Source organism: Neisseria sp. Dent CA1/247 (assembly GCF_022870825.1).
Classification (GTDB): domain Bacteria; phylum Pseudomonadota; class Gammaproteobacteria; order Burkholderiales; family Neisseriaceae; genus Neisseria; species Neisseria zoodegmatis.
In genome coordinates, this window is the sequence record NZ_CP091522.1 from 1,304,630 (window position 1) to 1,320,409 (window position 15,780).

Consider the following 15,780-nt stretch of genomic DNA (forward strand, 5'->3'; position numbering starts at 1 on the left):
ATGATTTATTTAATCACTGGGAATATGGGAACGGGTAAAACTTCTAAAGTTGTTTCTATGATGCTTAAAAATGAGGACGGCCTTTTTAAAATGAAGCTTGATGATGGCACTCAAGTTTTTCGTCCTATTTATTTTTGTCATGTTGATGGCCTTGATAAAAAGAAATTTAAAGCAAAAGAGTTGACTGAAGAACAGATACAGTCTGCACCTTTAAATCAGCTGATTCCTACTGGCTCTGTCCTAATTGTTGACGAATGCGATTATTGTTACCCTACCCGTTCTTCAGGCCGTGAAGTTCCGCCTTATATCAAAACGCTTAAGGAACTTCGCCATGAGGGTTTCACGCTTATTTTAATGACTCAGCATCCAATGATGATTGATCCTTATCTGCGCAATCTCGTTTCAAAGCATATACACCTTGAGCGTAAACCCATAGGAATGAAGCAATATTGGTGGTATAAGGCTGTAACCAATCTTGAAAATCCTGCTTCTGTAACGGGTGTTCAGTCTTCTTCTTGGCGGCCTCCTAAAGAAGCTTTTAAATACTATAAGTCTTCAAGCAAGCATGTTGATTTTTCCAAAAATATTCCGCTTGCTTTCTATGCCTTGTTTTTTGTTTTGGCAGTTGTTTTATGGAAAGGTTATTCTGTCTATAATATTTACAAAAAAGGTGTTTCTGGGCAGCCTGATTATGTTGAATCTGAATTTTCTTCTGTGCAGACGGATAAAAAAAATGTTATTTCTTCTCTTTCTGAAGAACAGAAAAAAAACAGCTTAAATGAGTTGATGTTTGAGCCTACTATTAAAGGAAAAACAGAATCCAAACCGTTATATGATGCTGTAAGGCAGGTTCGTTCATTTGAATATCCAGTCGCCTGTATTTCGGGTGGGAGTAGCGGGTGTACTTGTTATACGAATCAAGGAACGGCCATAAAAGAGATTGAAAAGAAAACCTGTGAAACCTACGTTAAAGATGGTCTGCCGTTCAACCCATATAAAGATGAACGCCAAAACTCGCAAAATAGGCCGTATGAAAGCGTTGAAAGGGGTAGCCCTTCCCCCGCGCCTGAAGTCCTTGTAATGGGCGGGAAATCGCAGCAAAATCTAATGTATGACGGCTACGTCGAAGCGGGCGAACAATTTAGATAGGCAGAAAGGCCGTCTGAAATTTCAGACGGCCTTTATTTGGCGGGTCTCGCTATTGACTGATTAACATGATGACCGCTAAAATAATCCGCGTGTCAATGTTGACCATCAAAAGCAGTTTTCCCTTTGACCAGAGAATTTTAAACTGCATTTTAAAGCCTTTCATCAAAGTTAAACGATGACGGGCAATGCCAAAAATCCCCGCGCCAACGGGGATTTTTTGCTATTCCCCGCCCTGCTTTTTCAGATTGTCAAATGTTTAAAATTAAATCATATCGTTTCCTTTCTATTTCAGTTATTTAAGTTGTTTGGCCGCTTGCTCGACCATGAAAATCATTAACATTTTCCCGTCTGCACTCTGCCCGTTCTCATCGGGATTGTTGAGCTTGAGGGAAGGGGGTTGGTCTAGTGAAGCTGTTTTTTTTATCGGTCTTGCGTCGCTGTCGGTCGGGGGTTGCGATTGTCCAAAAATAAGCCCTAAATACCTGCAAGGGGGAAGCTTTGTAAAGATGCGGATCGCTTTTTTCCGCATCTTTATGAATACCCCCTTGCAGGTATTTAGGGCTTATTTTTAAATCGTATAAAACACCCGTCCGATTGCGTCGCAAGATGTTAAAAGTGCAGCGGAACGGGTAGTTCAGGTAACGTTTGGGGAAGAAAGTAACGTAATCTTATTATTATGAGAAATATCATGTGCTACTTATTGCGCCGCCAGCCGTGCCGGTATCCGTTGGCCGTTGCCGCTATGCTCATGCGTGCGCCTATCGTCTTAACTAAGGCATCAAAGTAAACATCTTTAACCAAGTCTTTTTCGTGTGCCTTTGCAGCCGGATAAGCCAGCGCAGCAAGGATTTCCAGCGGGTCGATTTCCAGCGTCTGCACGATTATCAGGCATTCGGCAAAGCTCAATTTCAGACGGCCTTTACGGATTTGGCTGATGCGGCTGCTGCTGGTTTGCCATTTTTGTGCAAGTTTGTAGTCGGTGCTTATGCTAGCCATTTTTTTGTACATATCCAGCCATTGACTGTGTGATTGCATAATAAAAACAACCGCTTATAAAACAATGAGCGGTTATTTTATGCGTACGCCCTATTTCGGGCAATATTGTACATTTGCTAGTTATCTTTTTATTTTAATAGCATGTCGTGGGGTATCCGTCATAGTCGTGTTGGCAGTACTTGCTTTCGTGGGGATTCCATCTATAGCCCTCGCCGTATCCGTTCCTTATGGCTCTGGGGTTTCGGTTCTCGTATTCCCGCGCCCTTCTGTCCCGTTCTTCTCGCCACTCAGCCCTATAATTGCTTTCCCGCTGCCCTATTTCAAAATTTCTCTGCAATCGGTTCAGTTCTCTTAAATTGTCACATGCGGGCGTACCGTTTTTGTCTTTAAGAATTGAATTTTTTTGCAATTGGCAGCTTCGTTCAGTTTTTTCTATATCCCATCTATACTTTGCAGATACTGAGGATGATATTAAAAGGCTTGCAATGATAATTAGCGGTTTTGTGATTGTCATGATTTTTTTACTTTAGTTTTTGTAACTAAAATTATAATTTGGATTTATTAAAAAAAGAAACTTTTTGTTAACCGTTTTTAGTCTCCGTTTGATTATCGCTACAACCATTCTATTGCCGTAAAATAAGCAAACTTTATCTTTTCTCAGAAACTTATTTATGCTCAGTTATCGTCATGCTTTTCATGCCGGCAATCATGCCGATGTGCTTAAACATTTTATTTTGTATTTGGTTTTGGATTATTTTAACCGTAAGGACAAACCTTATTGGTACATAGATACCCATAGCGGTGCCGGTCTTTATGATTTGTATAGCAACGAATCTCAAAAGATTGGTGAGTATAAGCAAGGCATTGAACGGTTAAATTCTTCTGACAAACTTCCTGAATTGCTCCAAGCATTTACAGGCCGTCTGAAAGATATTTTGCCGGGTGAAAACCTTTATTGCGGTTCGCCTTGGTTGGCTCAGGCTTTAACGCGCGCAAGTGATAAGTTGCGTTTGTTTGAACTGCATCCTACTGATTTTAAACATTTACAGAATAATATGCAGGTAGCGGGATTGGGTAAACGCGGGCAGGTTATGCAGTCCGACGGTTTTCAGGGATTGATCGCCCTGCTTCCTCCGCCAACCCGTCGGGCGGTGGTGCTCATTGATCCGCCTTATGAGGAAAAACAAGACTATGCGCGGGTGGCCAATGTTTTAAAAGACGCTAAAAAACGATTTGAATCAGGATGTTATTTGATCTGGTATCCGTGCTTGAGCCGTGAGGAAAGCAGGAAGCTGCCTGAGCAACTGAAAAAGATTTTTCCCGATAATTATTTAAACGCAGAACTCCATGTTCATGCTCCCCGTTCAGACGGCTTCGGTATGCACGGCAGCGGGATGTTTGTTGTGAATCCGCCTTATCTGCTTGCCGAACAGCTGCAAAAGAATTTACCTGAATTGGTGCAAATATTGGGGCAAGACGAATCTGCCCGTTTTGTGTTGGATTTTCAGATTCAATAAGCCTGTTGATACTGATCTATCAAATTCAGACGGCCTATGGATAAATGTGCCGCTTATTTCCAGATGCTGCTTTCTGTATGCAAATAACGGGCATCGTCAAAGGTAGCCAGCCACTGGGGGCGAAGCGCGACAAATATCGCGGTAAAAATGCCGTTTAGAAACGCTTCGCCCCATGTAAGCAGGAAGAAAACGGGAAATGCCGACGACCACAGCGCTTCCGCTGAAAACACGCCCGCTGTTTGCAGCAGCAAAACGATGAATACGCCGGTCAACAGCATGCCCAATGCGGCTGAAATGAAGCCGTTGAAAAAAATATACACGAACAAATTAGGCGGTAGGCGAACCGCTATTTTGCGTAACAGCAGGTTTATGCTCAAGGCGGGCAATAATAAAAACAGTGCGTTAAGGCTGGTTACGCCAAGGTTTTCAATGCCGTGAACGGCGGCATACGGTATCAGCAGTAAAGTGCCCAACCACAAAGCGGCCGGTGCGCCCAACATCAAGGCAACCAAATTGATGCCGAGAAGATGGTAGTTCATTCCGGCTAACTGACCGCTGCTTAAATCGGCGTTTAAGGTCCATAAAACGGCCAAGCAGATGACTGCAACACTAATGGCGGCGGGATGCTTTGCCGCAGCCGAGAAAGCGCGTCGGGCGGTAAGCAGCAGAAAAGCCGCCCAGATAATGTGGGCGGCGATTGTCCATTCGGGCGGAAACCATTGGTTAAGGAAGTTCATCAAACAGCTTATAAAAGTTTTAGCGAAGTGCGCAAAGCTCACTTTCAGACGGCCTGATTATAAAGGCGGACGGGTGTTTTGAGAAATACCTGTCCGCTATTTGTTTCAAGCCGATTACTTGGTTTAATGGATTACCGAAGCTCGCGGATGTCGCGCCAGCCGTCGTTGGTTTTGACTAAAGTCGCCGTTTTGGTGCGTGTTGCTTCGGGGTGTTTCCAGCCGTTGCCGGCTTCTTTTAAGAATTTTTCAGCCCATTTTTCCGTTTCAAAACGCGCCTCATACGATACTTTGCTGACAGTCATGCCGTCCGAAGGTGTCGGCTCTGTGAACCAATTGATTTTTTCGACTTTTTGCGTTCCGATGCAGAAACGCGGCTCCAAGCCTTCTTCACGGATTTTGCCTTTGCCTTTTTCGGTCAGCTCGTAAACGTAAACACTAGTTTTGTTTTTAGTGCCCGGAAATTCAAAGGTTTCGGATGATTGTTTTTTATAAAACCCTTCGCTGTCCAAAATTTTCATTTGCGCGATGGCTGATTGATTGATTTTGTCGCCGTTTGCGTTGCGGTCGGGTATTTTAATCTGATTCAGACCCAGCAAGGTTTGAACAGCCATGCCGTTGGTTTCGATTTTAACGGTTAAAGGAACGCATACGCCTTGTTGCGAAATGTGTTGGTTGATGGCTTTTTCAAAAGTAGATTTGCCGGGAGAGTTGCCGGAACAGGCGCCGAGCAGCAAAGCGGCGCACACGGTTAAAGCGGTTTTGTACATTTCATGCTCCTTGCGGACTTAGATTTTACAGTTAAAACAGCATATCCTTTTTTAGCGTTCATGACAAACCTTGCGCCCGTGCTTACAATAGAGGCCGTCTGAAATCATTACGGATACCCACATCATGACTACCCTATACGGCATTCCCAACTGCGACACCGTTAAAAAAGCCCGTGCGTGGCTGGCGGAAAACAATATCGCTTACGACTTCGTAGATTTCAAAAAAACGCCGCCCGATGCCGCCTTGATTGAAAGCTGGTTGAAAGACATCCCCATCGAAACCTTGCTCAACAAACGCGGTACGACTTGGCGCAAACTCAGCAGCGAACAGCAAGCCGCCGCTGAATGTACGCAAGGCGCGATAGCGGTGATGATTGCCAATCCAAGCCTGATCAAACGCCCTATTCTTCAACATCACAATCAGCATTCTGCCGGTTTTCGAGCCGATGATTATGCCAAAATCTTTTTATCTTTATGAAGATAGTGCTATCAGTTTGTAGGATTAAACCGCTTGAGGCCGTCTGAAAAAGTTTAGCGAGGTTTGCAAAGCTTACTTTCAGACGGCCTCAAGCCATTTAATGAAATGAAATGATATTTACTTTACCAAAAGGTAAATTCAGAAGCGTTGTGAAAATTTGCCATTCGGTAAAATCAGCCATACAATACGCCGCACCATTATTTTGAAAGTTTGAACCATGGATATTGCCGATCTGCGCCGCCGCAATCTGCGCCAATGGATCATACGGCAGCATGGCGGCCAGCAAGCGCACTTCGCCGCGGCAGCCTCCATCAATCAGGGCGAACTGTCTTCGCTGTTGAAAAACAAATCGTTCGGCGAAAAAAAAGCCCGCAAAATCGAGCAGTCTGCCGGAATGCCCGCCATGTGGCTGGATACCGACCACGGCGATCTGCCTGAAACCTCTTCCGCACACCATCCGACACCTCAAGAAAAGAATCCGAAAATGAGCGACATCTCCCCTATTGCCGACATTCTTGCCGACATCAAAGCCGGCAAAATGGTCATCATTACCGACGCCGAAGACCGCGAAAACGAAGGCGATTTAATCATGGCTGCCCAATTTGTAACGCCGCAAGCCATTAATTTTATGATCAAACATGCCCGCGGATTGGTGTGCCTGCCGATGAACGACGAGCTGGTCGATCGCTTAAACCTGCCTCAGATGACACAGAAAAACGGCGCACAATACGGCACCAACTTCACCGTATCCATCGAGGCTGCCCACGGCATTTCCACCGGCATTTCCGCCGCAGACCGCGCCTTAACGATTCAGACGGCCGTGTCGCCGACGGTTAAAGCCGAAGACATCGTCCAGCCCGGCCACATTTTCCCGCTGCGTTCGCAAAAAGGCGGCGTATTGGTGCGCGCCGGACACACCGAAGCCGCCGTCGATCTAGCACAAATGAGCGGCCTGATTCCCGCCGGCGTCATCTGCGAAATTCTCAACGACGACGGTACCATGGCGCGTATGCCCGAGCTGATGAAGTTTGCCGAAGAACACAATCTGAAAATCGGTACCATCGCCGATTTGATCGAATACCGCAGCCGCACCGAAAGCCTGCTCGAAGAAATGGGCGACACCACCGTGAACACGCCTTGGGGCGAGTTTCAGCAGCATGTGTATGTTGATAAACTTTCCGGCGAAACCCATTTGGCTTTGGTAAAAGGCGAATTGTCGCCCGAAAAAGAAACCTTGGTGCGCGTACACGAGCCGTTTAGCGTGATGGACTTTACCCAAGCCGACCCCAACCATTCTTGGCCGATTCCCCTTGCGCTGCAAAGAATCCAGCAAGCCGACGCGGGCGTGATTATTTTGCTGCACCGCACCGAAGACGGCGCCGTCCTCCTCGACCGAACTTTGCCGAAAAACAGCTTCCAAGTGAAAAAGTGGGACAGAAAAACCTACGGCATCGGCGCACAGATTTTGGCCGGCTTAAACGTGCAAAAAATGCGCGTGATGGGCAAACCTTCATCTATGAACGGCCTAACCGGCTTCGGTTTGGAAGTGGTCGGCTTTGAAGAAGCACCGGAAAGCAAATAACTCTTTTACCCGTCTAAACAAAACAAGCCGATACCTTTTACGAACAGGTATCGGCTTGTTTTATTTATGGCTTTTTAGTCATCGCCGCGACTGTTTCCGCCTGAAGAACGCTCGCAGGGATGTTCTTCATCGCATATAAAATGCGTTTCCGACCAATGGGAAGCCAAATTGACCGCCATCACGGTTGCCGCCGAAATACCGATAACCGCAATCGTAATCTGCAAGCATTTGGCTATCCACACAAATTTGCCCAAAACAGCCCACGGTGTCGATGCAGCCGCAGCTTTTGCTGCAACCAAAGCGCGGTTGCCCGGCACCAAAGCCAAATAAGCCGCCAACAAAGAGGCCAAAATCATAAACAGCGTGATGGCGACGATATTGAAGTAGTAAGATTCTCCGTCGTTGCGGGTCAAGAAATAGGCCAAAACCAAACAAACCAATAAAATCAACAACAATAACAGCAAAATAATCAGCAACCATTTGCTGATTTTCTTCAAGATTGTTTCTTTCATTATGCTTAAATTCTCAGATTGAATATGCGTTTATTATATAACAGCGAATCTGCACGCGTGAATCGGCCTGATGATTGCAGGCGCGCTTCATTGCAACAGCCGAAAGCGTTCAGACGGCCTATCCGCTATAATGCCGTCTGAACAACCTTCTACCCGATAGAAAGAGCCGCACCATGAACCGCATCGCCGCCCTGCCCGACCATCTCGTTAACCAAATCGCCGCCGGCGAAGTGGTGGAACGCCCCGCCAGCGCCTTGAAAGAAATCGTAGAAAACAGCATCGACGCGGGTGCGACGGCGATAGACGTGGAACTTGCCGGCGGCGGCATCAGGCTGATCCGCGTTACCGACAACGGCAGCGGCATTCACGCCGACGACATTTCCCTCGCCCTGCACCGCCACGCCACCAGCAAAATCAAATCGCTCACCGATTTGGAACATGTTGCCAGCATGGGCTTTCGCGGCGAAGGTTTGGCCAGCATCGCATCGGTAAGCCGCCTCACGCTCACCAGCCGCACCGAAAGCAGCGCGCATGCCAATCAGGTAAAAGCGGAAGACGGCAAACTCAGCGAAAGCGGCGCGGCGGCACACCCCGTCGGCACCACCGTGGAAGTGGCCGAGCTTTTCTTCAACACCCCCGCGCGGCGCAAGTTTTTAAAATCCGAAAACACCGAATACGCCCACTGCGCCACCATGCTCGAACGCCTCGCGCTGGCGCATCCGCACATCGCCTTTTCGCTCAAACGCGACGGTAAAACCATCTTCAAACTGCCCGCACAAAGTTTGCGGGAACGCATTGCCGCCATCGTAGGCGACGATTTTCAGACGGCCTCTTTGGAAATCGACAGCGGCGAAGGCATCATGCGGCTTCACGGCTTCATCGCCAAGCCTACCTTTGCCAAAGGCAAAACCGACAAACAGTATTGTTTCGTCAACCGCCGTTTCGTGCGCGACAAAGTGATGCTGCACGCCGTAAAACAAGCCTACCGCGACGTGTTGCACAACGCCCTCACACCCGCTTTCGTGCTGTTTCTCGACCTGCCGCCCGAAGCGGTGGACGTAAACGTGCATCCCACCAAAACCGAAATCCGTTTCCGCGACAGCCAAGCCGTACACCAACTGGTATTCCACACCCTCAACAAAGCCCTGGCCGACACCCGCGCCGACCAAACCGAAAGCGTGAGCAACGCCGGCAGCGTATTGCACGAAATGCTGGGCGTAACGATGCCGTCTGAAAACCCCAGTGCGTCGGAAAACCTTTCAGACGGCCTCAACCTGACTACACCGCCGCAGCAACAGCATTTCGGCGGCTTCGGCGGCAAATCCGCACCCGCACCCTATTCCGCCGCCCGCGCACCGCAGCAGCGCACCCTCTCCCTGCGCGAAAGCCGTGCCGCCTTAAACACTTACGCCGAGCTATACCGCAAAACCGAACCGAACGAAGACATCGAACTTAGCCAGTTCGAACAAGCCCGTTTCGGAGCGGAGAGGCCGTCTGAAAACCATGCCCCGCATCAAGAAACGCAAGCACCCGAACTGCCGCCGCTGGGCTTTGCCATTGCCCAGCTTTTAGGCATCTATATCCTTGCCCAAGCCGAAGACAGCCTGCTGTTGGTGGACATGCACGCCGCCGCCGAACGGGTAAACTACGAAAAAATGAAAACCCAGCGCGACACCCTCGGCAGCCTGCAAAGCCAGCGGCTGCTGATTCCGGTAACCTTCGCCGCCAGCCACGAAGAAACCGCCGCCCTCGCCGACCACGCCGAAGCCTTGCGCGGATTCGGCTTGGAGCTTTCCGACATGGGCGGCAACACCATCGCCGTGCGTGCCGTGCCCGCCATGCTCGGCAAAAGCGACGTAGCCTCGCTCGCCCGCGACATGTTGCGCGAAATCGCCCAAAACGGCAGTTCGCAAACCATCGAAGCGCGTGAAAACCAAATCCTTTCCACCATGGCCTGCCACGGCTCCGTGCGCGCCGGCCGCCAGCTGACCCTGCCGGAAATGAACGCCCTCTTGCGCAACATGGAAAACACGCCGCGCAGCAACCAATGCAACCACGGCCGCCCCACTTGGGTGAAGCTCACTTTGAAAGAATTGGACGCGCTGTTTTTGCGCGGGCAGTGAGTGAGAAAGATTGTTTTGCTGAAATAATCTGTGAAGTCATAAGCAGGCCGTCTGAAAATCGGTTTCAGACGGCCTCTAGTTTTTAAGGCGCTTATCTATCTGAATTACGCAAAAGTAAAAAGCCGTCTGAAAATACTTCAGACGGCCTTTTACTAAGATAACGGCTTATCAGCGTATATCCGCTTTATTTCTCGTTGTTGCTCAACTGAGGCAACACCGAACCTTCGCCCAATGAAAGCAGGCCGGTTTTCGAATACAGGCCGAGTTTGGCGCGGGTATCGACGATGTCGAGATTGCGCATGGTCAGCTGTCCGATACGGTCGGCAGGTGTGAAGGCGGCGTTTTCCACTTTTTCCATGCTCAAGCGCTCGGGTTGGTAGGTCAGATTCGGCGATTCGGTATTCAGAATCGAATAGTCGTTACCGCGGCGCAGCTCCAAAGTGACTTCGCCGGTAATCGCATGGGCTACCCAGCGTTGGGCGGTTTCGCGCAGCATCAATGCTTGCGAATCAAACCAGCGGCCTTGATACAGCAAGCGGCCTAAACGCAAGCCGTTGATGCGGTATTGTTCGATGGTGTCTTCGTTGTGGATACCGGTCAGCAAACGCTCGTAAGCGATGTGCAGCAAAGCCATGCCCGGGGCTTCGTAAATGCCGCGCGATTTGGCTTCGATGATGCGGTTTTCGATTTGGTCGCTCATGCCCAAGCCGTGGCGGCCGCCGATGCGGTTGGCTTCGAGAAACAGCTCCACAGGGTCGGCAAACTCTTTGCCGTTCAGGGCTACCGGCACGCCTTCTTCAAAGCGCACGGTTACTTCTTCGGCTTTGATGGCAACGTTTTCATCCCAAAACGCTACGCCCATAATCGGCTTAACGATTTTGATGCCGGTGTTCAAAAATTCCAAATCTTTGGCTTCGTGGGTGGCGCCGAGCATGTTGGAGTCGGTGGAATAGGCTTTTTCAACCGACATTTTGTAGTCGAAGCCGTTGGCAATCAAAAATTCGCTCATTTCCTGACGGCCGCCCAATTCGTCGATAAAGGTTTGGTCGAGCCACGGTTTGTAGATGCGCAGATGCGGGTTGGTCAGCAGGCCGTAACGGTAAAAGCGTTCGATGTCGTTGCCTTTGTAGGTAGAGCCGTCGCCCCAAATGTTGACGTCGTCTTCTTTCATGGCCGATACCAGCATGGTACCGGTGACGGCGCGGCCTAAAGGCGTGGTGTTGAAATAAGTGACACCGCCGGTGGTTACATGGAAGGCACCGCATTGGATGGCGGCAATGCCTTCGTGCGCAAGCTGGCTGCGGCAATCGATCAGGCGGGCTTCGATGGCGCCGTATTCTTTGGCTTTTTTCGGAATCGCGTTATAGTCGTCTTCGTCGGGCTGGCCGAGGTTGGCGGTGTAGGCATAAGGCAGCGCGCCTTTGAGTTTCATCCATAGCAGGGCTGCGGAAGTGTCGAGGCCGCCTGAAAAGGCAATGCCCACTTTTTGGCCTGTCGGCAGGCTTTGTAGAATAGTATGATTATGCTGGCTCATCGGGAATTCCTGTTGATTATGATTGTGCCGTTTCAGACGGCCCGAAAACGGGTTATTATTGTATGAATCAGTTGATTCGTCCAGCCTGAAAATAGGTTCAGACGGCCTTTTCATTTATATTTCCAAGCATACGCAATGATATATTTCAACTTAATCATTATCGGCGATGAAATTCTGCACGGCAGCCGCGCCGACAAACATTTTGCTTTTTTCAAACATCTGCTGGAAGCACGCGGTTTGCGCTTGAATCAGGTGCAGTATCTGCCGGACGATTACGCGCTGTTGGTCAAGCAGCTGCGCCGCAGTTTTTCAGACGGCCTGCCTACTTTTGTAACCGGCGGTATCGGTTCCACTCCCGACGACCACACCCGCCAAGCAGCGGCGGAGGCTTTGAACCTGCCGATTGAGCGCCACGCCGGAGCGGTGCCGTTTATCGAGGAAACGTCGCTCAAGCGCGGCGATGCGCTGGATTCCGCTTCCCATCAACAGCGCTTGCTGATGGCGGATTTTCCCGAAGGGTCGGATTTGATTCCTAATCCTTACAATAAAATCGCCGGCTTTTCCATCCGTGAACATTATTTCTTTCCCGGTTTCCCCGTGATGGCGCACCCGATGGCCGAATGGGTGGTTGAAACCTATTATGCCGACCGTTTTAATACGGTAGATAACGCGCAGCGCACCGTGTGGATATTCCGTATGCCGGAATCGCATGTCGCTCCGATTATGCGCGACATTGAAGCCGGTTACGAAGGCATACGTTCGTTCAGCCTGCCGAGCGTGGGCTGGTCGACGGAAGACGGCGAAGTTATCCCGCCCCACATCGAATTCGGCATCAAAGCCGTCGGCGAAGCCTGTTCGCATATTGAAGAAGCTTGGGAGGCAGTGCTGAAGCGTTTAAACGACATCGGCGCGGTTTTCCAACATCATGCCCCTTAAACCTTAAAATCAGTATTCCGCCATATTGAATAAGGCCGTCTGAAAAGCACCAACTAAAGTTTTCAGACGGCCTTATTCAATCTTTACTTGATTTGAGTTGTTTTTTCATAACGGATAAAAAATCATTAAATCAAAATCATAAAAATTAAAAAAGCCCTTAACACCGCTTGGTCGGATACAGATACTTGGGCTTGTGCTCTTGCTGGAAAGACAAGGAACTTTTTATCTGTTATGGTTGACCAATCAACGTCTGTGCCCTATGCACATTATGTAACCATTTTGACAACGGAGTAACTTATGACACACAACCTGAAAACCATCGTTCCCGTATTGGCACTGACCGCCACTTTGAGCGCTTGCGGTATGTTCGGCAAAGATAAACCCAAAGCCCAAGCCGCTACTCCCGCACCTGTCGCCCAACAACCGGCCGCACCGCAACAAGTACAGCAGCAGGTTCCCCAAGTTCAACTTCCGAAAACCGTTGAAGTTACTTCTCTCGACAGCACTAAAGAAGTGGCCTACAAATGCGGTGCCGCCAAAGCCAAACAGCCTCTTACCGTAATGTATGGCATTAAAGGCAAAGAAGTTGTGGCGGCTCAAGTGAAATATCAAGATAAACTGTCTCCCAATTTATTCCGCGTGATCGGTGCTGACGACAAAAACGTTTTTGCCGGCAACGGTATCACTTGGGTTGCGGATAAAGCCAATCCCGCCAACTTAGACAAAGTGAACGGCAACATGCTGACCCAAGAAGCCATCGAAACCGTAAACGGCCAGCAGCAGCAAGTTTCCCAAATCGTTATCCGTGGCTGTGTGCTTGATAAAGCCACTACGGCCAAGCTGAATAAAAAAGCGAAAAAATAAATCTTTCTTTGCCGATTTGATTTATTGAGCTTTAAAACCAATAACAATGCCGTCTGAAATTTCAGACGGCATTGTTTGTTTGATATTGAAACCGTTCGGATTATTCGCCCGGACATTCGGCGCATTCGGTATGCACTTCATGCGTTTTTAATTTGCTGTTTACATCGCGCAAAGCGGTGCGCAAGCCTTCTTCGATAACCGGATGGTAGAAAGGCATATCCAGCATTTGCGGAATGGTCATCTTTTGCTGATGCGCCCAAGCCAGCAAGTGTGCCAGATGCTCGGCAGCGGGTCCGACGATTTCCGCACCGATAAACAAGCCCGTGCCTTGCTCGGCATACACGCGCATATGGCCTTTGTTGACCAACATCACGCGGCTGCGGCCTTGATTGCGGAACGAAACTTCGCCGATAACCACGCATTCGGGGTTTTTATAACGCTCCATTACTTGGGCGTATTTCAAGCCGATAGAAGCAATCTGTGGGCTGGTAAACACCACGCCGATATGGCTGCGGCGCAAACCGTTTTTAATATTCGGATACATGCCCGCGTTGTCGCCGGCAATCTTGCCCTGATCGCTGGCTTCATGCAGCAGCGGCAGTTGGTTGGAAGCATCGCCTGCGATAAAAATATGCGGAATACTGGTTTGCATGGTTAGCGGGTGGGCTTTCGGCACACCGCGATCATCCAAATCAATGTTGATGTTTTCCAAGCCGATATTATCCACATTCGGGTGGCGGCCGACGGCAGCCAGCAGGTAATCTGCGGTAAACACGCCGCTTTCGCCGTTTTCAGACCAGCTGATTTCCACTTCGCCTCGATCGTTTAACTTGGCTTCGGTTTGTGCGTCCAAATGCAATACCAATTCTTCACCGAATACGGTTTTCGCTTCTTCCAAGACAACCGGATCGGAAATGCCGCCAAGCGAGCCGCTGACACCGAAGATTTGCACTTCAACACCCAAGCGGTGCAAAGCCTGACCAAGTTCCAAACCGATTACGCCGGGGCCGAATACGGCCACGCGTTTAGGCAAGGTGTTCCATGAGAACACATCGTCGTTGATGATCACTTTGTCGCCCAAAGTCTGCCATTGAGGTAATACGACAGGACGCGAACCGGTGGCAATCACGATACGGTCGGCTTTGATTTGGGTGTGGTCGTCAATTTGAATGGTATGCTCGTCAACAAACTTAGCTGCACCCATGATGCGTTTGTCGGCAGGCCATTCTTCCACATCGCTCACCACGAAGCCGACGAAACGGTCGCGCTCGGATTTCACGCGGTTCATCACTTCTTCGCCGTTTACGGTAACGCTCTCTTTATCCAAATGAACGCCGAACGGATCGGTATGCAAGGCATGATGGCGTGCCTCGGCAGCGGCAATCAGCAGTTTGGACGGCATACAGCCTACGCGGGCGCAAGTGGTACCGAAGGCATGGCTTTCGATCAGGTAAACATTGTCGGTATGCAAACGCGCATTGCGGAATGCGCCCATACCGGCAGTACCGCCGCCGATGACCACAACGTCAGCTTGAATCTGTTTCATATTGTTTTTCCTTTAATGGGCGGTTTGCCGCCGCTAAAACCAAACTAAGAGTTATTCAGGCAGTATCGTCCGCATCGGCCCGCGACTGCCTGAATAACCCTTAAGCTATTCAGACGGGCCGTCTGAAAGCGAACTTGAGTGAGCTTCGCTAAAACGGCCCGGTGTATAAATGAACTAAATCGAATTAGTTTTTAGCCAAGTAGGCTTCCAAATCTTCGCTGCCGCCGATGTATTTACCGCCGATAAATACTTGAGGAGCAGTTGCTTTACCGGTAATGGCGCGTACGGAAACGATGCTGGCATCTTTGCCCAATACGATCTCTTCGTAAGCCAAGCCTTTGTCGTCCAGAGCTTTTTTAGCTTTGGCGCAGAATTGGCAACCGGGTTTGGTGAAGATGGCCACAGACTCTTGAGCTTTCCAGTTCGGAGCAACGTATTTCAGCATGGTGTCGGCATCGGAAACTTCAAAGGGGTCGCCTTCTTTTTCCGGCTCAATAAACATTTTTTCGATTTTACCGTCGTTTACCAGCATAGAGTAACGCCAAGAGCGTTTGCCGAAGCCCAAGTTGTCTTTGTCAACCAGCATGCCCATGCCTTCGGTAAATTCACCGTTGCCGTCCGGAACCATGATGATGTTGTCAGACTCTTCGTCGGCAGCCCAAGCATTCATTACGAAAGTGTCGTTTACAGATACGCACAAAATGTTGTCTACGCCGTTTTCTTTAAACGCTTTGGCCAGCTCGTTGTAGCGAGGCAGGTGGGTAGAAGAACAAGTGGGGGTAAATGCGCCCGGCAAAGAGAATACCACTACTTTTTTGCCTTTGAACAAATCATCGGTAGAAACATCTTTCCAAGAATCGCCGACGCGGGTGTGGAATACAACGCTCGGTACTTGCTGACCGGTACGATCTACTAAAGCCATTTTGATACTCCTGTTTAAAACGTTTAGATTAAGGGGAAACTAGAAATTGGCCGATTATTTTAACCAATATTCCCAAGATAGATAATTTATAGTTCAAATAAAGCTAATCATAAAAAA

14 protein-coding genes are annotated in these 15,780 nt (G+C 49.2%); 7 read left to right on the forward strand and 7 right to left on the reverse strand.

All coding sequences use genetic code 11. The features are described 5' to 3' along the window. Positions 1–1,149 carry a zonular occludens toxin domain-containing protein gene (locus tag LVJ85_RS06520; protein ID WP_244742756.1) on the forward strand — a complete coding sequence of 383 codons (1,149 nt, stop codon included), beginning with the start codon at positions 1–3 and terminating at the stop codon, positions 1,147–1,149. 693 nt (positions 1,150–1,842) lie between these two features. On the opposite strand, the gene LVJ85_RS06525 is transcribed toward LVJ85_RS06520, so the two are convergent. Further along, on the reverse strand, positions 1,843–2,145 hold the full coding sequence (locus tag LVJ85_RS06525; protein ID WP_244742759.1) for a hypothetical protein: 303 nt from the start codon (positions 2,143–2,145) through the stop codon (positions 1,843–1,845). A gap of 671 nt (positions 2,146–2,816) precedes the next feature. On the opposite strand from LVJ85_RS06525, the gene LVJ85_RS06530 reads away from it, so the two are divergent. Continuing rightward, positions 2,817–3,662, forward strand: coding sequence for a 23S rRNA (adenine(2030)-N(6))-methyltransferase RlmJ (locus LVJ85_RS06530; protein ID WP_244742762.1), 846 nt, complete (start codon positions 2,817–2,819; stop codon positions 3,660–3,662). A 53-nt stretch (positions 3,663–3,715) separates the two neighbouring features. Here LVJ85_RS06530 and LVJ85_RS06535 read toward each other — a convergent pair whose 3' ends face one another. Further along, entirely contained in the window at positions 3,716–4,399 is a 684-nt protein-coding gene (locus LVJ85_RS06535; protein WP_244742765.1) for an energy-coupling factor ABC transporter permease, read from the reverse strand. Between the two features lie 131 nt (positions 4,400–4,530). Then, the gene (locus LVJ85_RS06540; RefSeq protein WP_244742769.1) at positions 4,531–5,166 is read right to left on the reverse strand and encodes a hypothetical protein; all 636 of its coding nucleotides are present in this window, start codon (positions 5,164–5,166) and stop codon (positions 4,531–4,533) included. Positions 5,167–5,290: 124 nt separating this feature from the next. Here LVJ85_RS06540 and LVJ85_RS06545 point away from each other — a divergent pair, with 124 nt between their 5' ends. Next, positions 5,291–5,644, forward strand: a complete 354-nt coding sequence (locus tag LVJ85_RS06545; RefSeq protein WP_244742772.1) for an arsenate reductase — start codon at positions 5,291–5,293, stop codon at positions 5,642–5,644. Between the two features lie 217 nt (positions 5,645–5,861). Then, positions 5,862–7,226 carry a bifunctional 3,4-dihydroxy-2-butanone-4-phosphate synthase/GTP cyclohydrolase II gene (gene ribBA / locus LVJ85_RS06550; RefSeq protein ID WP_244742774.1) on the forward strand — a complete coding sequence of 455 codons (1,365 nt, stop codon included), beginning with the start codon at positions 5,862–5,864 and terminating at the stop codon, positions 7,224–7,226. Between the two features lie 74 nt (positions 7,227–7,300). On the opposite strand, the gene LVJ85_RS06555 is transcribed toward ribBA, so the two are convergent. Next, positions 7,301–7,738 carry a hypothetical protein gene (locus LVJ85_RS06555; RefSeq protein WP_244742777.1) on the reverse strand — a complete coding sequence of 146 codons (438 nt, stop codon included), beginning with the start codon at positions 7,736–7,738 and terminating at the stop codon, positions 7,301–7,303. Positions 7,739–7,911: 173 nt separating this feature from the next. Between LVJ85_RS06555 and mutL the strand changes: the two genes are divergently transcribed. Then, positions 7,912–9,861 carry a DNA mismatch repair endonuclease MutL gene (gene mutL, locus LVJ85_RS06560; protein ID WP_244742780.1) on the forward strand — a complete coding sequence of 650 codons (1,950 nt, stop codon included), beginning with the start codon at positions 7,912–7,914 and terminating at the stop codon, positions 9,859–9,861. 184 nt (positions 9,862–10,045) lie between these two features. Here the strand turns inward: mutL and argG are convergent, their stop codons facing one another. Further along, positions 10,046–11,395: an argininosuccinate synthase gene (gene argG, locus LVJ85_RS06565; RefSeq protein WP_244742783.1), complete on the reverse strand. Its 1,350-nt coding sequence runs from the start codon at positions 11,393–11,395 to the stop codon at positions 10,046–10,048. Between the two features lie 135 nt (positions 11,396–11,530). On the opposite strand from argG, the gene LVJ85_RS06570 reads away from it, so the two are divergent. Both LVJ85_RS06570 and LVJ85_RS06575 read left to right on the forward strand, forming a co-directional pair. Next, positions 11,531–12,331 (forward strand): molybdopterin-binding protein, encoded by an 801-nt coding sequence (locus LVJ85_RS06570; RefSeq protein ID WP_244742786.1) that lies wholly within the window; start codon positions 11,531–11,533, stop codon positions 12,329–12,331. 297 nt (positions 12,332–12,628) lie between these two features. Next, positions 12,629–13,195, forward strand: a complete 567-nt coding sequence (locus LVJ85_RS06575) for a hypothetical protein (RefSeq protein WP_244742789.1) — start codon at positions 12,629–12,631, stop codon at positions 13,193–13,195. A 100-nt stretch (positions 13,196–13,295) separates the two neighbouring features. On the opposite strand, the gene LVJ85_RS06580 is transcribed toward LVJ85_RS06575, so the two are convergent. Together LVJ85_RS06580 and LVJ85_RS06585 are read right to left on the reverse strand one after the other, a co-directional pair. After that, positions 13,296–14,741, reverse strand: coding sequence for a dihydrolipoyl dehydrogenase (locus LVJ85_RS06580; protein WP_244742792.1), 1,446 nt, complete (start codon positions 14,739–14,741; stop codon positions 13,296–13,298). 184 nt (positions 14,742–14,925) lie between these two features. After that, positions 14,926–15,663 carry a glutathione peroxidase gene (locus LVJ85_RS06585; protein WP_085362631.1) on the reverse strand — a complete coding sequence of 246 codons (738 nt, stop codon included), beginning with the start codon at positions 15,661–15,663 and terminating at the stop codon, positions 14,926–14,928. Between the last annotated feature and the right edge of the window lie 117 nt (positions 15,664–15,780).